The sequence below is a fragment of the Lysinibacillus sp. PWR01 genome (assembly GCF_043359455.1).
GTDB lineage: Bacteria > Bacillota > Bacilli > Bacillales_A > Planococcaceae > Lysinibacillus > Lysinibacillus fusiformis_F.
The window spans coordinates 21,358-37,347 of the sequence record NZ_JBHERJ010000015.1 but is presented as its reverse complement, the minus strand read 5'-3'; the positions used below and the strand labels follow the sequence as shown (position 1 = coordinate 37,347).

General features: G+C 38.7%; 16 protein-coding genes. 2 read left to right on the top strand and 14 right to left on the bottom strand.

Translation table 11 applies throughout. The features are described from left to right. Nucleotides 1-320: 320 nt before the first annotated feature. Nucleotides 321-482, top strand: coding sequence for a hypothetical protein (locus ACEVFT_RS01785; RefSeq protein ID WP_193767405.1), 162 nt, complete (start codon nucleotides 321-323; stop codon nucleotides 480-482). Further along, nucleotides 479-1,963 carry a recombinase family protein gene (locus ACEVFT_RS01780; protein WP_393947788.1) on the top strand — a complete coding sequence of 495 codons (1,485 nt, stop codon included), beginning with the start codon at nucleotides 479-481 and terminating at the stop codon, nucleotides 1,961-1,963. The genes ACEVFT_RS01785 and ACEVFT_RS01780 overlap by 4 nt, the downstream gene beginning before the upstream one ends. Nucleotides 1,964-1,993: 30 nt before the next feature. On the opposite strand, the gene rlmD is transcribed toward ACEVFT_RS01780, so the two are convergent. The 14 genes from rlmD to ligA form a co-directional block, all read right to left on the bottom strand. Further along, complete coding sequence (gene rlmD / locus ACEVFT_RS01775) at nucleotides 1,994-3,367, bottom strand: 23S rRNA (uracil(1939)-C(5))-methyltransferase RlmD (protein WP_393947815.1); 1,374 nt, start codon at nucleotides 3,365-3,367, stop codon at nucleotides 1,994-1,996. A 109-nt stretch (nucleotides 3,368-3,476) separates the two neighbouring features. Next, nucleotides 3,477-3,599: a cytochrome bd oxidase small subunit CydS family protein gene (gene cydS, locus ACEVFT_RS01770; RefSeq protein ID WP_004225690.1), complete on the bottom strand. Its 123-nt coding sequence runs from the start codon at nucleotides 3,597-3,599 to the stop codon at nucleotides 3,477-3,479. A 13-nt stretch (nucleotides 3,600-3,612) separates the two neighbouring features. After that, nucleotides 3,613-4,638: a cytochrome d ubiquinol oxidase subunit II gene (locus ACEVFT_RS01765; protein WP_393947786.1), complete on the bottom strand. Its 1,026-nt coding sequence runs from the start codon at nucleotides 4,636-4,638 to the stop codon at nucleotides 3,613-3,615. Beyond that, nucleotides 4,635-5,981 carry a cytochrome ubiquinol oxidase subunit I gene (locus ACEVFT_RS01760; protein WP_205445710.1) on the bottom strand — a complete coding sequence of 449 codons (1,347 nt, stop codon included), beginning with the start codon at nucleotides 5,979-5,981 and terminating at the stop codon, nucleotides 4,635-4,637. The genes ACEVFT_RS01765 and ACEVFT_RS01760 overlap by 4 nt, the downstream gene beginning before the upstream one ends. 400 nt (nucleotides 5,982-6,381) lie before the next feature. Next, on the bottom strand, nucleotides 6,382-6,672 hold the full coding sequence (locus tag ACEVFT_RS01755; protein ID WP_393947784.1) for a hypothetical protein: 291 nt from the start codon (nucleotides 6,670-6,672) through the stop codon (nucleotides 6,382-6,384). Nucleotides 6,673-6,801: 129 nt separating this feature from the next. Further along, nucleotides 6,802-6,924: a hypothetical protein gene (locus ACEVFT_RS01750; RefSeq protein WP_393947782.1), complete on the bottom strand. Its 123-nt coding sequence runs from the start codon at nucleotides 6,922-6,924 to the stop codon at nucleotides 6,802-6,804. Nucleotides 6,925-7,212: 288 nt separating this feature from the next. Then, nucleotides 7,213-7,470 (bottom strand): hypothetical protein, encoded by a 258-nt coding sequence (locus ACEVFT_RS01745; RefSeq protein WP_393947780.1) that lies wholly within the window; start codon nucleotides 7,468-7,470, stop codon nucleotides 7,213-7,215. A 104-nt stretch (nucleotides 7,471-7,574) separates the two neighbouring features. After that, on the bottom strand, nucleotides 7,575-8,489 hold the full coding sequence (locus ACEVFT_RS01740; protein WP_004225701.1) for a diacylglycerol kinase: 915 nt from the start codon (nucleotides 8,487-8,489) through the stop codon (nucleotides 7,575-7,577). Nucleotides 8,490-8,561: 72 nt separating this feature from the next. Continuing rightward, on the bottom strand, nucleotides 8,562-9,125 hold the full coding sequence (locus tag ACEVFT_RS01735) for a thioredoxin family protein (protein WP_393947779.1): 564 nt from the start codon (nucleotides 9,123-9,125) through the stop codon (nucleotides 8,562-8,564). A gap of 157 nt (nucleotides 9,126-9,282) precedes the next feature. Further along, nucleotides 9,283-10,710 (bottom strand): Asp-tRNA(Asn)/Glu-tRNA(Gln) amidotransferase subunit GatB, encoded by a 1,428-nt coding sequence (gene gatB, locus ACEVFT_RS01730; RefSeq protein WP_205445715.1) that lies wholly within the window; start codon nucleotides 10,708-10,710, stop codon nucleotides 9,283-9,285. Nucleotide 10,711: 1 nt separating this feature from the next. Continuing rightward, a complete protein-coding gene (gene gatA / locus ACEVFT_RS01725) occupies nucleotides 10,712-12,175 on the bottom strand; it encodes an Asp-tRNA(Asn)/Glu-tRNA(Gln) amidotransferase subunit GatA (protein WP_205445717.1) in 1,464 nt (487 codons plus the stop codon). Between the two features lie 24 nt (nucleotides 12,176-12,199). Continuing rightward, the gene (gatC, locus tag ACEVFT_RS01720; RefSeq protein WP_004225708.1) at nucleotides 12,200-12,487 is read right to left on the bottom strand and encodes an Asp-tRNA(Asn)/Glu-tRNA(Gln) amidotransferase subunit GatC; all 288 of its coding nucleotides are present in this window, start codon (nucleotides 12,485-12,487) and stop codon (nucleotides 12,200-12,202) included. Between the two features lie 232 nt (nucleotides 12,488-12,719). After that, nucleotides 12,720-13,859 carry a CamS family sex pheromone protein gene (locus tag ACEVFT_RS01715; RefSeq protein WP_205445718.1) on the bottom strand — a complete coding sequence of 380 codons (1,140 nt, stop codon included), beginning with the start codon at nucleotides 13,857-13,859 and terminating at the stop codon, nucleotides 12,720-12,722. A 120-nt stretch (nucleotides 13,860-13,979) separates the two neighbouring features. After that, nucleotides 13,980-15,983: an NAD-dependent DNA ligase LigA gene (gene ligA, locus ACEVFT_RS01710; protein ID WP_205445720.1), complete on the bottom strand. Its 2,004-nt coding sequence runs from the start codon at nucleotides 15,981-15,983 to the stop codon at nucleotides 13,980-13,982. Between the last annotated feature and the right edge of the window lie 7 nt (nucleotides 15,984-15,990).

Here is a 15,990-nt window from a genome sequence, read left to right as displayed (position 1 = left end):
ACCTCTAAATTCCTTGATATCAAGCGATTTAGAGCATAGCCATTCGGTTTTCCAACCATCTTAGTATACTTCGATGGCTATATAACCGAAAGCTATAATTCATTTATGGTCAAGTAACCGAAAATCTAAACTTAAAAAATAATTATTTTTTTAAGAGTCTTAAAATATAAAAATGCAAAGATATAATGATTTAAGAAATACTTAATCAAATATTGTAACCCGATAAGCGAAAACCGCAGAGGTCACATAGTCAAACTTTTTGGCTATGTGATTCTGCGGTTTTTTATTTTTATCAGTAATTATAAAGGAGAAACATTTTAATGAAAATTATTCGATCATATGCATCATCTGATAAAGCAGTAAATGCTTCACATATTTTACGTCAACTAATTGAATTAGAACTCGAAAAGAAAGTAAATACTAATGCTATAAACCCACCAGCATCTCATAAAAAAATTAATCATGGTGGTGATTATGTATGAGATGCGCAGTATACGCACGCGTTTCAACAAACATGGATTCACAAGCAACATCTATTGAAAATCAAATCGACATTTTTAATAATTACGCTGCTCAAAAAAACTGGGAAATCGTAAAAGTTTATACAGATAAAAAAACCGGGACAAAGAGCAATCGTCCTGGATTGAAGGCTTTAATTAAAGATGGTAAAGATGGTGAGTATGATGTCATCTTAGCAAAGGAATTATCACGTTTAGCAAGGAATGGTAAACTTTCTTATGAACTACGGGATATCTGTCAATTTAACAATATCCATATAGTCTGCCTTGATAATTCCATAAATACACTGGAAGGAAACGTTCAAAACTTTGGACTATTCGCTTGGCTATATGAAACTGAGTCAGCAAATAGCAGCCGTCGAAATAAACAAGCAAAAAAGGTAAAAGCACAACGCGGTCTCTACATTGGTTCCCATCCTCCGTATGGCTATTCAGTTAATAATGGTGTATTGAAAATAAAAGAAGATGATAAGCCAAATATTGTAAGGCGGATATTCTCTGATTATCTCGAAGGTATAGGTATGGATACCATTGCTAAAAATTTGACGACAGAAAAAGTGCTTACACCTGCACAAGTTGCCAAGAAATCAAATGCATCAACACAATGGCATGGTTCTACAATTAAGAAAATTCTTAAGAACAGACACTATATTGGGGATCTCGTACAAGGTCGATCTGAAACGATATCTGTAACTTCATCATATAGAAGAGAAATTGATGAAGAGAATCAAATCTTCAATGAGAACACTCATGAGGCTATTATTGAAAAAGAAACATTCAATAAAGTTCAGGAGTTATTGCAACGTCGAACAAAATCAGGTACTGCACCACAAAAACACCTTTTTACAAACTTACTTTACTGTGAAGAATGTCAGAAAGGTATGTGGTACAAAGCCAATCAGAAAGGGTATCGGTGTGGTGGCAACTTAAGGCATGGTGATACGTTCTGTGTGAATAAAACTTCAGTTCGTGAAAGAGAATTAATTGACGTTATCATGAATGATTTAAAGCCACTATACAATACTTTGAAAGAGGAAAGTTTTGTACAGACCTTGTTGAAAAAACTCAATAAGAAAAAGCATCAAATTCAAAAAGAGCTAGAAAAAACTAAATCTGATATTGATGCTTTAAAACAAAAGAAACTTGAATATGTCCATTTATATACTGACAATATTATCTCGAAAGAAGAATTGATTGAGTATCGAGATTTAACAGATAACAATATTAAGGAACTACAAACTAAGAAAGCTCAATTAAATGAAAAAGCATCCGAATGTGAAGACGAAAATTATGCAGTATCTATAGGGAGAAAACTAAAAGATTTTCTTTCCTTAGATGCACTAACGCCTCCTATTCTTCATTCATTGGTTGAGAAAATTACTTGTACTCACGATGGTTATATCCATATTCATTACACCTTCGTGAACCCCTTACAAGTAGAATAAAAAACTGTTTAGAAGGGCAACTAGCCATGGTTAGTTGCCTTCTTTTAAAATGAGTTGCGAGACACACTCTACATGCGTCGAATGCGGGAACATATCTACTGGCTGGATTTCCTGTGTTTGATAGCCGCCGTCCTCTAAAATGCGAAGATCGCGTGCTAGTGTGGCTGGATTACAGGATACATAGACCACTCGTTTTGGGCGTTGTTCTAGAATAGTAGTTAGCAGTGCTTCATCGCAGCCTTTGCGTGGTGGATCAACTACTAGTACGTCTGCTTCCTTGCCTTCTTTATACCATCTTGGGATAACTTCCTCTGCTGGGCCTGCCTCAAAATAAGTATTTGTAAAACCATTAAGCAGTGCGTTGCGTTTGGCATCTTCAATTGCTTGTGGGACAATTTCCACGCCCATGACAGCCTTGGCTTTTTGTGCCAGGAATAAAGAGATCGTACCAATTCCACAATATGCATCAATGACACGTTCATCCCCCTGCAAGTCAGCATAATCCAATGCTTGCTTGTAGAGGACCTCTGTTTGCTCTGGATTGACTTGGTAGAAGGAACGAGCAGAGATTTCAAAACGTACGTCACCAATTGTATCAATTATAACGTCTTTACCCCAAAGGTTGATTGTGTCATCACCAAAAATAACATTGGTTTTCTCACTGTTCACATTTTGCATAATCGATGTAACGTTTGGCACTAGCTTTTGAATTACTGCAATAGCTGCCTCTTTTTGTGGGAACTTTTTCTTTTTCGTTACAAGAACAACCATGACTTCGCCTGTTGCTCGTGCTTTACGGATAACGACATGACGCAACATGCCCTCATGTGTATGCTCATTGTAAGAGCGAATACCTAGCGCTGCTAATTCTTTTTTCAAGCCTGCAAGGATAGCATCTGCTTCTCCTGTTTGAATCAAGCAGCGATCCATATTCACAATGCTATGCGTTTTTGTTTTATAAAAGCCTGCAATCGCTTGTCCTGCTTCATTTTCAGAGAAAGGAATTTGCGCTTTATTACGGTAGTGCCAAGGTTCTTTCATACCTTTTACTGGGTGGACAGGTGCATTAATTTTACCAATGCGCTGCATCACATTGCGCACCATATTTTCTTTCCACTTGAGCTGTCCCTCATAGGATAAATGCTGTAATTGACAGCCACCACACTGCTTGAAGTAATCACAAGGTGCTTCAACACGGTCTGGAGATGGCTTGATGATATCTATTACCTTTGCAAAGCCGTAGTTTTTTAAGGTTTTTACCACATGGATTTCGGCCGTTTCGTTTGGCAGAGCGCCTTGTATGAATAGTGGATAACCTTCAACCTTTGCGACACCATTGCCATCATGCGTTAAATCTTCTATATAAACTGAAAGTCTTTCATTTTTTTTCACGGGTGCTGACATTCGTACATCCTCCATTTCAATCTCCTTATTGTAGCATGTGTTGGCGAATGAAAAAAGAACAAGACATAGTGGTTACGTATCTCTGCTAATTAACTTGAAAAAAGAGTCGCTATTCGCGACTCTTTTCCTGCTCTTTTGTAATATGATAATCCCTTGGTGCCCACCAAAATGCACACAAGATCCCAAGAATGACGACAATAAAAGGTGCATAAAAAATTAAAAAACTTTGCATATCTGCTTTCCTCCTATGCGTGATTGTCTTCTTTTCCTGTCACATAATTTTTATTGAACAAGAATAGTTTCATCAATAAATAAAGTGAAGGAAGAAGGAGACAAAGCCCTAAAATAAATGCGATAACTAAAGCAATCGCCATTTGTGTGCTTGTAAAGCTATCGTAAATTGTTAAATACGGATACAGTAAGTACGGATATTGAGCAATTCCATAAGCAAAGAAGGCTACAGCAAATTGAGCAATCAGAAGCCCAACTGCAAGTCCGTACTTTTTACGCATGGCAATGAGTACAACTGTGACAATAAATAAGACAGCTGAAATCGCAAACATCCACCATAAATTTACCATATGACTATAGCTCTCTGGGTTGATGGATTTCATTTCATACATAATGCCAAGTGCACTGATCATTAGCGGTGATGCCCACACAAGTGCATATTTTCGCATCAGTTTTGTTGCTTCGATGTCATTTGCTTTATGTGCGTACCATGTTAAAAATACGGCTGAAATATACAATACAGCGGCGATACTCAGTACCACAATGCTCCAAGCAAATGGACTTGTATATAAAGTCCAGTAGTTTAGCACAGGTTGCCCATTAATTAGATCAACATAGCCTCCTCCTGCAATAGCAAAGACAACCGATAAAGAAGCGGGAATTAATAAACCTGCTACACCATATGTCAGCGTATATCCGATATGTCCCCGTGTACCATACGATTCAAAGGCATAGTAGGAGCCACGAATTGCCAATAGCACAAGCGAAATACTGACTGGCACAAGTAAAATCGTTCCGTAATAAAAAGCAGTTTGCGGGAAAAATCCTACGATTCCTACAAAGAAGAACACTAAAAAGACATTGGTAACTTCCCAGACAGGCGATAAATAACGTTTAATAATATTTGTTAAAATATGATTTTTTCCAATAAGTAGGCTGTATGCATTAAAGAAACCAGCACCGAAATCAATCGATGCGACAATGACATAGCCGAATAGGAATATCCATAATACTGAAATACCTAAAATCTCTAACGTCATAGGATGTCACCGCCTTTTTCAGTGTGGCGATCTTCAATCTCGCGTTCGATTGGGTTCTTTTTAAACATTCTTACCAATACGACAATACTTCCCACTGCTAATACTGCATAGACTCCTGCGAATAAAAGCAGCATTAAATCCACATGGTCACTCGTCGTAGCTCCCTCAGGTGTGCGCATTAGGCCATAAAGTATCCATGGTTGACGTCCCACTTCGGCAAGCCACCAACCTGCCTCAATCGCGATAATTGATAGTGGTCCTCCCGCTACGATAATCCATCTATACCATCGTGAATGAATAAACTGCCAGCCCCGTGCTTTCCCTACAACATAAAGTAATGAAACTAGTACCATAAACATACCAATGGAAACCATGATATCAAAGAGATAGTGAATATAGAGTGGCGGTAGATCCTGTTCCTCAAATTGATCTAAGCCAATTACCTCTGCATTAGGATTAAAATGTGCAAGAATACTTAAAGCATACGGAATTTTGATGGCATATTTAACTTCTTCTCCATCTAAGACACCAAATAATACAAGTGATGCCTTACCCTCTGTTTCAAAATGCCATTCTGCTGCGGCTAGTTTTTCGGGTTGATATTCAGCTAAGTATTTTCCTGAAAAATCTCCAATCACAGCTGCTGCAATGGAGAAGATCAAGCCAATTTTCATTAGTAAAAGTAATGATTTTTTATGGTATACATGCTTCGAGCCTTTTAGCATTCTATATCCTGCAATAGCTGCTAGCACAAATGCCGATGTCATATACGCTGTCACAAGTACATGTGCAACCTTTGTTGGCATAGCGGGGTTAAACATTGCAAGAAAAGGTTGAATATTAACAAGTTCTCCGTCTACAATATCAAATCCTCTTGGTGCGTTCATAAAAGCATTGACGATTGTAATGAATACAGCTGACATCGATGCCCCGACAGCAACAGGGATTAACAGTAGCATATGCTTTTTCTGACTATCAAAGCGATCCCATGTATATAAATAAATGCCTAAGAATATGGCCTCAAAGAAAAATGCAAACGTTTCCATAAAAAGTGGTAACGCAATTGTTTGACCAGCAAGTTGCATAAAGTTTGGCCACAATAATGAAAGTTGTAAGCCAATCGCGGTCCCAGTTACAACACCGACTGCTACAGTAATGACAAAACCGCGGGCCCAACGTCTTGCCATTAAGATATAATGCTCATCATTCTTTTTATACCCAGTCCATTGAGCAATCATAATCATTAACGGGACGCCCACACCAATCGTTGCATAAATAATATGGAACGATAATGTTAACTCCGTTAATGCTCGGCTCCAATAGACCGCTGATTCATTAATCATCTCATTGCCCCCCTTAACTTCCGAATATTCTTCCAAGAATAGAAAGTAGCATAATGATTGCAACACCAAAACTTAGCCATATAAGCTTCTTTTCTTGTGACTTATACAAAGGCAACACTTCCTTTCCCTTATCCATACCCCCATTTTCCACTATTCCAACGAAAAAAACCTTAATAACGGACCGAAATTTCAGTCTATTATTAAGGTTTCAAATTTTGTTCAAGTAATATACGCACATTTGCCAAACATTTTTCTAATTTCATTCACAATCTTACTTCTAAAGCTTAGTTTATGGGATTTAGCCAGTTTTATTCTAGTGCTGGAAATTCAGTTAAGAGGATTTTGAGCGGGGTCCTTACCTTTTGGAGCGCTATCCTTACCTTGGAGCGCTTTTCACTTCTTATGGAGCGGCTTCCTTATCTTTTTGATCACTTTTCACTTCTTTTGGAGCGGCTTCCTCACCTTTTTGATCACTTTTCACTTCCTTTGGAGCAGCTTCCTTACCTTTTTGATCACTTTTCACATCATTTGGAGCGGCTTCCTTATCTTTTTGATCACTTTTCACTTCTTTTGGAGCGACTTCCTTATCTTTTTGATCACTTTTCACTTCATTTGGAGCGGCTTCCTTATCTTTTTGATCACTTTTCACCTCTTTTGGAGCGGCTCCCTCACCTTTTTGATCACTTTTCACTTCTTTTGGAGCGGCTTCCTTATCTTTTTGATCACTTTTCGCATCTTATGGGGCGGCTTCCTTATCTTTTTGATCACTTTTCGCATCTTATGGAGCGGTATCCTTACCTTTTTGATCACTTTTCGCATCTTATGGAGCGGTATCCTTATCTTTTTGATCACTCTTCACTTCCTTTGGAGCAGCTTCTTCACCTTTTTGATCACTTTTCACATCATTTGAAGCGGCTTCCTTATCTTTTTGATCACTTTTCACTTCTTTTAGAGCGGCTTCCTTACCTTGGAGCGCTTTTCACTTCTTATAGAGCGGCTTCCTTACCTTTTTGATCACTCTTCACTTCTTTTGGAGCGGCTTCCTCACCTTTTTGATCACTTTTCACTTCTTATGGAGCGGCTTCCTTACCTTTTTGATCACTTTTCACTTCTTTTGGAGCGGCTTCCTCACCTTTTTGATCACTTTTCACTTCTTATGGAGCGGCTTCCTTACCTTTTTGATCACTTTTCACTTCTTATGGAGCGGCTTCCTTACCTTTTTGATCACTTTTCACTTCTTATGGAGCGGCTTCCTCACCTTTTTGAGCGCTTCAATCAACTTCTTGAGCGGCTTCCTCACTTTTATGAGCGCTTCAATCAACTTCTTGAGCGGCTTCCTCACTTTTATGAGCGCTTCAATCAACTTCTTGAGCGGCTTCCTCACCTTTTTGAGCGCTTCAATCGACTTCTTGAGCGGCTTCCTCACTTTTATGAGCGCTTCAATCGACTTCCCTAGAGGAGTCCTAACCTTTTGGAGTGTTTTAGACATCCTTTCGAGTGAAGTACACCAACTTCAAGCAACCAATCAAATAGAAATACAAAATAAAGCTCATCCTCAATAAAATCGGATGAGCTTTTCGGGTTCATTAACCATTAAATACGGTCTTCCTCTCGAATATCTGCGAGAGGAACAAAGATTTCGATGTGACGCTTCAGGTTTTCAAATGTAGCGGGAGCGTCTCCGCCATATTCGCCATCTAGGTTAAGGTGGACTTCATTTTCTGTAGTGACTTTGACAACGCTAGCTTTTTTATAGATGACACGATCATCATTTAAATGTTCGCCTCTTAATGCCATGGCAGCTAGTTGAATAAACTCAGGAAGACTTACTTTTTTTAGTACGATTAAAGTAAAGTAACCATCATTAATACTTGCATCAGGCGCTAGTTTTTCAAAGCCTCCTACTGAATTCGTTAAACCACATAGGAACATCATAGCGTCGCCATCAAATACTTCGCCATCATATTCAATACGCATATGTGAGGCTTTGATGGATGGAATCATCTCAACCGCCTTCACATAATAGGCTAACTGCCCAAGCATTGTTTTCATTTTGCTTGGTACTTCGTAAGTTAGTTCTGTAATACGTCCGCCAGCAGCAATATTGATGAAATAGCGTTCGCCATTTAAGAGACCTACATCCACTGGTAATGTGTCGCCTTGAATAATAATGTCTACAGCCTCTTCAATATTTCGAGGGATATGCACGGCACGGGCAAAATCATTTGTAGTGCCCATCGGAATTAGACCAACTTTTGGACGGTTTTCAAATGGACTTACACCTGAAACAACTTCATTTAATGTGCCATCTCCACCAACTGCGATGATGATATCAAAACCGCGTTCTACCGCATTTTTTGCTGCAAGCGTTGCATCGCCTTCACATGTTGTTGCGTGACAGGATGTCTCATAGCCTGCTACCTCTAGTTTTTCCAACACCTCTGGTAGATGTTTCTTAAACACTTCGCGTCCAGATGTAGGATTATAAATGATTCTTGCTCGTTTCATAACATACCTTCCTGCTTCATAAGATTCTACTTCATTCAACGATTTATACGCTGAAATGTTGCAATGCTCTTGTTATTTTTGTAATGCTTCTGTTACCTGCTTTTTAAAATCCTCATAAACATATGTCCAATATGTTTGATTCGAGATATTTTCCTCACGAATTTCTGCATAAAGAGCCTTTTGCGCCTCTTCAAATGTTGGATCTTCTTTATCTGGTAAGCTTGCTCGTTTCGTTACGACTAACTCTTGTAATTCAGGTGCACGGGGTCCCCATTTTCCAACAACCTCACCAGCATCATCTAACAATAGATAAATTGGGATTGCACGACCACCATTTGTTAAATAACGATCAATTAGCTCTGTATCGGCATCGCGGAAAACGGTACGCATATCTAATCCTGCCGCTTCAGCAATACGGCGAATAATCGGATTGTTTAGCATTGCGTCGCCGCACCAATCTTCTGTAATCGTTAAAATCTTTGGTTGCTTATCCTTTAATAACTCGATAAGGCCATCAGCTGTTGGTACTTCAAAGCCATCATAAATACGAAAGCTTTCTTCTTTCAATGTTGTCATGTTCTCCATATATTGTTGTATTGATATAGCTTCGTTAAAATATTGTTGTTCTGTTTTCATTGGCTCGTCCCCCTTATTATTGTCTATTCTATATTTTGCTATGAATACTCTTTTTAAACAACTATTAAGTTTCACAAAATGCAAATTTGTTACATTTTTGAAAATTAATAGCCGAGGGAGCAATGAAGCTCTCTCGGCTATTATGTTACAACGAGTATTATCGTTTGGCAATTTCTTGTTGTAATAATTTATTAACCATTGGTGGGTTGGCTTGACCTTTTGTTGCCTTCATAATTTGACCAACTAAGAAGCCAATAGCACGGTCCTTACCATTTTTGAAGTCTTCGATAGATTGTGCATTGTTATCTAAAACTTCTGTTACGATTGCTAGTAATGCACCTTCATCAGAAATTTGAACTAAGCCTTTTGCTTTCACAATATCCTGTGCAGAGCCGCCATTTTCTACTAACTCAGCAAATACTTTTTTACCGATCTTAGAAGAAATTGTACCGTCCGTGATTAATTTCACCATTTCAGAAAGGTTTTCTGGTGTTAATGCAGTATCTTTAAGATCTTTTTGCTCTGCATTTAAATAAGCAGAAACATCACCCATTAACCAGTTAGCAGAAAGCTTTGCATCTGCACCTTTCACTATCATCGCCTCAAAGAAGTCTGAGATCTCTTTAGAAATAACAAGAACTCCAGCATCATATGGTGTTAAGCCTAATTCTTCAACATAACGCTTTTTACGAGCATCTGGAAGCTCAGGAATTTCAGATTTCACACGCTCTAACCATGCATCATCAATCGAAAGACGAACTAAGTCTGGCTCTGGGAAGTAACGGTAATCATCTGTTCCCTCTTTAACACGCATTAAAATTGTTTTACCTGTTTTTTCATCAAAACGACGTGTTTCTTGCTCAATCACACCACCAGATAATAATACATCTGCTTGACGTAATTCTTCATGCTCTAAACCACGACGAACATAGTTAAAGGAGTTCAGGTTTTTAAGCTCTGTTTTTGTACCAAATTCTTCTTGACCATAAGGACGAATAGAAATGTTGGCATCACAACGTAGTGAGCCTTCTTCCATCTTACAATCAGATACGTCTGTATATTGAATAATTGATTTTAATTTTTCTAGGTAGGCATATGCTTCGTTTGGTGTACGAATGTCTGGCTCAGAAACGATTTCAACAAGCGGTGTACCTTGACGGTTAAAGTCGACTAATGAGTGGTCACCAGCATGTGAAAGCTTACCAGCATCTTCTTCCATATGAAGACGTGTAATACCAATACGTTTTGTATAGCCGTCTACTTCAATATCAATCCAGCCGTTTTTACCGATTGGTTTATCGAATTGTGAAATTTGATAAGCTTTCGGATTATCTGGATAGAAGTAGTTTTTACGGTCAAATTTTGTTTCTTGTTCGATTTCCATATTGAGTGCAAGCGCTGCACGCATAGCGAAATCTACTACATTTTTGTTTAGGACTGGTAGGACACCAGGATAGCCTAAATCGATTACTGTTGTATTTGTATTTGGTTCAGCACCAAAGTGAGCTGGTGCTGGTGAGAAGATTTTTGAGTTTGTTTTCAACTCAACGTGTACTTCTAAACCAATGACTGTTTCAAAGTTCATGTTATTTTCCCTCCCACATTTGAGGAACTTGTTTATGGAACTCAGTTGCTTGTTCAAAAGCATGAGCTACACGGTAAATTGTTGCTTCATCGAAGTATTTACCAATAATTTGTAAACCTAGTGGTAGATCGTTTTCAAAGCCACAAGGAATTGAAATCGCTGGAACGCCCGCTAAGTTCATCGGGATTGTTAAAATATCGTTAGCATACATTGTCATTGGGTCATCAACGTTTTCACCAATTTTGAATGCAGGTGTTGGAGCTGTTGGTCCAATAATAACATCAAAGTCTTCAAATACTTTATCGTAGTCTGCTTTAATCAGTGTACGTGCTTGTTGTGCTTTTTTGTAGTACGCATCATACGTACCTGCGCTTAGTGAGTATGTTCCAAGCATGATACGGCGTTTTACTTCATCACCAAAGCCTTGTGCACGTGTTTCTTTATAAAGGTCTATTAAATTTGTCACGTTTTCTGCGCGGAAACCGTAACGGATACCATCAAAACGAGATAAGTTAGAAGACGCTTCAGATGATGAAAGGATATAGTACGCAGCAAGTGCATATTTCGAATGAGGAAGTGATACTTCTTCTACAGTAGCGCCTAAGCCTTTTAATACCTCTAATGCTGCAAGCACTGATTGACGAGCTGCTTCGCCAACACCTTCACCAAGGAATTCTTTTGGTACAGCGATACGTAAGCCCTTTACATCACCAGTAAGAGCTGCAGCGTAATTTGGCACCTCAACATTTGCAGAAGTCGAATCATTTGGATCTAATCCAGCAATAGCTTCTAGTAATAGCGCATTATCTTCAACATTGCGTGTAATTGGTCCAATTTGATCTAGAGAAGATGCAAATGCAACTAGACCAAAACGAGATACACGACCATATGTAGGTTTCATCCCTACAACACCACAGTAAGCTGCAGGTTGACGGATTGAACCACCTGTATCTGAGCCAAGAGAGAATGGTACTTCACCTGCTGCTACTGCTGCTGCAGATGCACCTGATGATCCTCCTGGTACGTGGTTTAAGTTCCATGGATTTTTTGTTGTTTGATAGTATGAGTTTTCGTTCGAAGAACCCATTGCAAACTCGTCCATGTTTAATTTACCAACTGTAATCATGCCAGCTTCACGTAGCTTGTTGACAACAGTTGCGTCGTAGATTGGCATAAAGCCTTCCAGAATTTTAGAGGCACAAGTTGTTTCTAAGCCTTCTGTTACGATATTGTCTTTCACACCGATTGGTAGACCGAATAATGGTCCACGCTTTTCAAATGGTACTTTATCCATTTCAGCAGCTTGTGCAGTTGCTTTTTCTTCGTTTGAAGCAAGGAATGCTTGTACATCGCCATCAAGCTTTGCAATACGCTCGTATGCTTCTTTCGTTAAGTCAGCGATTGATAAGTTACCCGCTTTAATTTCCGCTTGTAACTCCTTAGCTGAACGTTCAAATAACGTCATGAGGAATCCTCCTATGTTTTAGTATTACATGATAGCTGGTACTTTTACTTGACCATCTTCTTGTTCTTTTACGTTTAACATCATTACTTCGCGGTCCAAACCTTTTACTGCTACATCTTCACGCATTACATTCACTAATGGTAGAACATGCGTTGTTGGTTCAACATTTGTTGTATCCAGTTCATTTAACTGCTCTGCAAAGTCTGTAATTTTTCCAAGCTGTTCAGCAAATTTCTCTGCTTCTTCTTCTGTAATTGCAAGACGTGCTAAATTTGCCACGTGCTTTACTTCTTCTTTTGTTAATTTAGCCATTTTTCACACCTCCGAATACTTGTTCAATTCATTGTTTTTATTGATAACAATAGGGTTGAATAAAGTTAACCATGCCAATAATCATAACATTTTTCATATTAAAAATCACAACTTTCACTAAAAATATAGAAACTTTCACTACTATAACAAAGTGTTGTCTCTATCTCCCTATTGTGTTCCTCTATTTCTATCCATCTAATAAAAAATATAGTCAGCACAAAGGCTGACTATATTAATCATAGACATGCACATAAGGGTCCTTATCATTGGCCTTTTTGATGATTAATGCCTCAGGACCATTCACTGAAGTAACGCTCACTTCCACATGAATATTATCAAATTGATTGATTAAAATACCCGTCAAATATTGCGTAAATCCGATTATTTCTGCTTTGCCGAAAAATTGGATTGGTATTTCAATCGAAAGATTTTGTATTTGCTTATTGCGATAGAAACCAGTACCGATCACACTTGTATAGTTCGAAAAATATTTATCAACATCTTGTTTGAAATTCTTGAAGTTATTGTTGACATCTCGGTATATATCCTGTGAATCATCTGTTGGGAACAAGACATAATTTTCATCTATTCCTTCCCAATCGGCAATGTTGTTCTGTCCAGCTTTTGCTACACCATAGCTAAAATATGCTCCTGGAATAATTTGATTGCGGGCTTGCTGCTTAAACAAACCAACAACAATTGGTACATCTTTTAATTCTTCACGTGAACGTAAACGTGAAACGATTTCAGCAGCCATTTTTTTGCCTTGCTCAATAAGAGTAGCCTCTGAAATTGGTTCCTCGTAATATTCGCCATACTGTTCTTTTTGATAATAATAAATAGAATTTAAGGAAAGACCGATTGAAATCCCACCTAGTTTCACTTTATTATCCTTCGTTTTTGTTAAGTAGTTTTGCTCTACAATATGGGATAAATAAACTGGAGCCTTTGTTGCTCGTTCCTCTGGTGTCATTGTGTCTGTTGTCGGTGGATTTAATCCATCTTCTGTTTGTGAACTACGAGCAAGCCAAGAGCTTACTGTACTTTCAGCTAAATATTGACCTTCTTGGAAGTAGTAGTTTTCTGTGTCGAACTCATTTTGAGATAGACGCATTAAACCCGATTCAACTTCCTTCATATCGTATTTCGTATAAATGTTAGATACCACTAGACCTCTACTTGCACTCTCTTTATAAGGGATAAGCGTCTTATAATAGGATTCATCAATTTGTATGCTTGGGATAATTGTTGTTTCAGCTTTTTCTTTCTGTTGCGTTTCCTGTGTAAGCTCTGTCTCCTTCTTGTCAGAAGGCACACAGCCGACTAGCATTGCAGCAGCTACGATTGCTGGAATGAGTCGAAAAGACTTCATTATTTAGTGCTCCTTTACTAATAGTCAATTTTAGGTCGACGAAACTACTCGACGCCTTGATGTAACTGTTGTGCATTCCACATCGCTTCCTATTCAAAAGAGGAGGACATCATGCACTTATTAGATGAGGTTAAGTTGTTCAATTAAGTTATCTTCAGTCCAAACGTCGATACCTAATTGCTCAGCCTTTGTTAGCTTAGACCCCGCATCCGCACCTGCGATCACAAGATCCGTTTTTTTGCTGACACTACCCGTGACTGTACCACCTAACTCTTCTATTTTCGCTTTTGCTTCGTTGCGTGTCAATTGCTCAAGTTTACCAGTTAAGACAATTGTTTTACCTGCAAAAGGACTATCACCTATCGCCACTTCTACCTTTTTACCTTTATATGTCATATTCACGCCTACCTCAGCAAGACGCTCAATGACTGCTCGTGCATCTTCATTGGAGAAATACTCCACTAACGATGAGGCCATTTTATCTCCAATCTCATAAATCGCCACAAGCTGATCTTCCGTTGCTGCCATCACCGCTTCCATCGAACCGAATTCCTCGGATACGATTTTGGCTGCTTTTTCACCCACATGTCGAATTCCTAAGCCAATTAATAAACGCTCCATCGAATTTTCTTTCGAGGCTTGAATGGCATTAACTAAATTCGTTGCAGATTTCTCGCCCATGCGTTCCAATTCCACGAGTTGCTCAACCGTTAAATGATAGAGATCCGAAACATCATGTATTAAATCTGCACGCAATAATTGCTCCACTACTTTGTCTCCAAGACCATCAATATTCATTGCGTTTCGAGAAACAAAATATTTTATGCTCTCTGCAATTTGAGCAAAGCAAGCAGGGTTTACACAGCGCAGGGCCACTTCGCCTTCAATACGTATCAATTCACTATCACAAACAGGGCAATTTTTTGGCATGACAAAAGGTACTGAATCCTCAGGACGTTGCTCTATTAGCACACCTACAACTTGAGGGATAATATCTCCAGCTTTTCGAATAATAACTGTATCTCCAAGACGAATATCCTTATCTCGGATTAAATCCTCATTGTGTAAAGAAGCACGTTGAACCGTCGTCCCTGCAACTTGTACTGGCGTTAAAATAGCCGTAGGAGTAACAACACCTGTACGTCCTACTGTTAAATCAATATCAAGCAACGTTGTCACAACTTCCTCTGCAGGAAACTTATAAGCAATCGCCCAACGGGGACTTTTTGCTGTATAGCCTAGCTCGTCTTGCTGCGCATAACGATCCACCTTAATCACGATGCCATCAATTTCGTACGCTAAATTTGGACGATTTTCTGTCCAATGTTCTATAAAGGCCATTACTTCTTCAATGGTTGTGCAACGTTGGCGCTCTTTGTTAGAAGGGAAGCCTAGCCCCTCTAAATAATCGAGCATTTCTGCATGTCCATCCATCCCATAAATCTCACCATCTCCACCAATGGCATAGATAAAAGTTGATAGTTGGCGACTTGCTGCAATTTTAGGATCTAATTGACGCAATGAGCCAGCAGCGGCATTCCGTGGATTAGCAAATAATTCTTCCCCATTGTCAGCACGTTGCGTATTTAATTTTTCAAATGATTTTTTCGGCATGTACGCCTCACCGCGTACTTCGATTGTAATAGGCTCTTTTAAACGTAGTGGGATCGCTCGGATAGTCTTTAAATTGGCAGTAATATCTTCTCCTACCACACCGTCTCCTCTTGTTGCCCCTTGTACAAACACGCCATTTTTATACTTCAATGAAATAGCCAAACCATCTATTTTCAGCTCACATACATATGAAAATTGATCTCCGATTGCCTGACGAACTTTACGATCGAATTCTTGTAAATCTGCTTCATTAAAAGCATTTGAAAGACTAAGCATTGGGTAATCATGTGTCACTTTTTTAAAGCCCTCTACCACTGCTCCACCAACACGCTGCGTAGGAGAATCAGGGTATATGAGTGATGGGTTCGCTTCTTCTAATGCAATTAGTTCCTGTAATAACTGGTCATAGACACTATCAGCTACGACAGGTTTATCTAACACATAATAGGCATAACCATATTCATGCAATAATTTATTTAACTCCGCTATACGCTGTTCTATTTCGTTCATTTATGTT

Excerpts from the sequence above, each read along its gene's own strand:
- ACEVFT_RS01745 (WP_393947780.1), bottom strand. The coding sequence starts at position 7,470 with ATGTCTAAAACACTCCAAAAGGTTAGGACTCCTCTAGGGAAGTCGATT.
- ACEVFT_RS01735 (WP_393947779.1), bottom strand. The coding sequence starts at position 9,125 with ATGAAAACAGAACAACAATATTTTAACGAAGCTATATCAATACAACAA.
- rlmD (WP_393947815.1), bottom strand. The coding sequence starts at position 3,367 with ATGTCAGCACCCGTGAAAAAAAATGAAAGACTTTCAGTTTATATAGAA.
- ACEVFT_RS01760 (WP_205445710.1), bottom strand. The coding sequence starts at position 5,981 with ATGATTAATGAATCAGCGGTCTATTGGAGCCGAGCATTAACGGAGTTA.
- ACEVFT_RS01740 (WP_004225701.1), bottom strand. The coding sequence starts at position 8,489 with ATGAAACGAGCAAGAATCATTTATAATCCTACATCTGGACGCGAAGTG.
- ACEVFT_RS01715 (WP_205445718.1), bottom strand. The coding sequence starts at position 13,859 with ATGAAGTCTTTTCGACTCATTCCAGCAATCGTAGCTGCTGCAATGCTA.
- gatA (WP_205445717.1), bottom strand. The coding sequence starts at position 12,175 with ATGACGTTATTTGAACGTTCAGCTAAGGAGTTACAAGCGGAAATTAAA.
- gatC (WP_004225708.1), bottom strand. The coding sequence starts at position 12,487 with ATGGCTAAATTAACAAAAGAAGAAGTAAAGCACGTGGCAAATTTAGCA.
- ACEVFT_RS01785 (WP_193767405.1), top strand. The coding sequence starts at position 321 with ATGAAAATTATTCGATCATATGCATCATCTGATAAAGCAGTAAATGCT.
- cydS (WP_004225690.1), bottom strand. The coding sequence starts at position 3,599 with ATGCAAAGTTTTTTAATTTTTTATGCACCTTTTATTGTCGTCATTCTT.
- ACEVFT_RS01780 (WP_393947788.1), top strand. The coding sequence starts at position 479 with ATGAGATGCGCAGTATACGCACGCGTTTCAACAAACATGGATTCACAA.
- ACEVFT_RS01765 (WP_393947786.1), bottom strand. The coding sequence starts at position 4,638 with ATGACGTTAGAGATTTTAGGTATTTCAGTATTATGGATATTCCTATTC.
- gatB (WP_205445715.1), bottom strand. The coding sequence starts at position 10,710 with ATGAACTTTGAAACAGTCATTGGTTTAGAAGTACACGTTGAGTTGAAA.
- ligA (WP_205445720.1), bottom strand. The coding sequence starts at position 15,983 with ATGAACGAAATAGAACAGCGTATAGCGGAGTTAAATAAATTATTGCAT.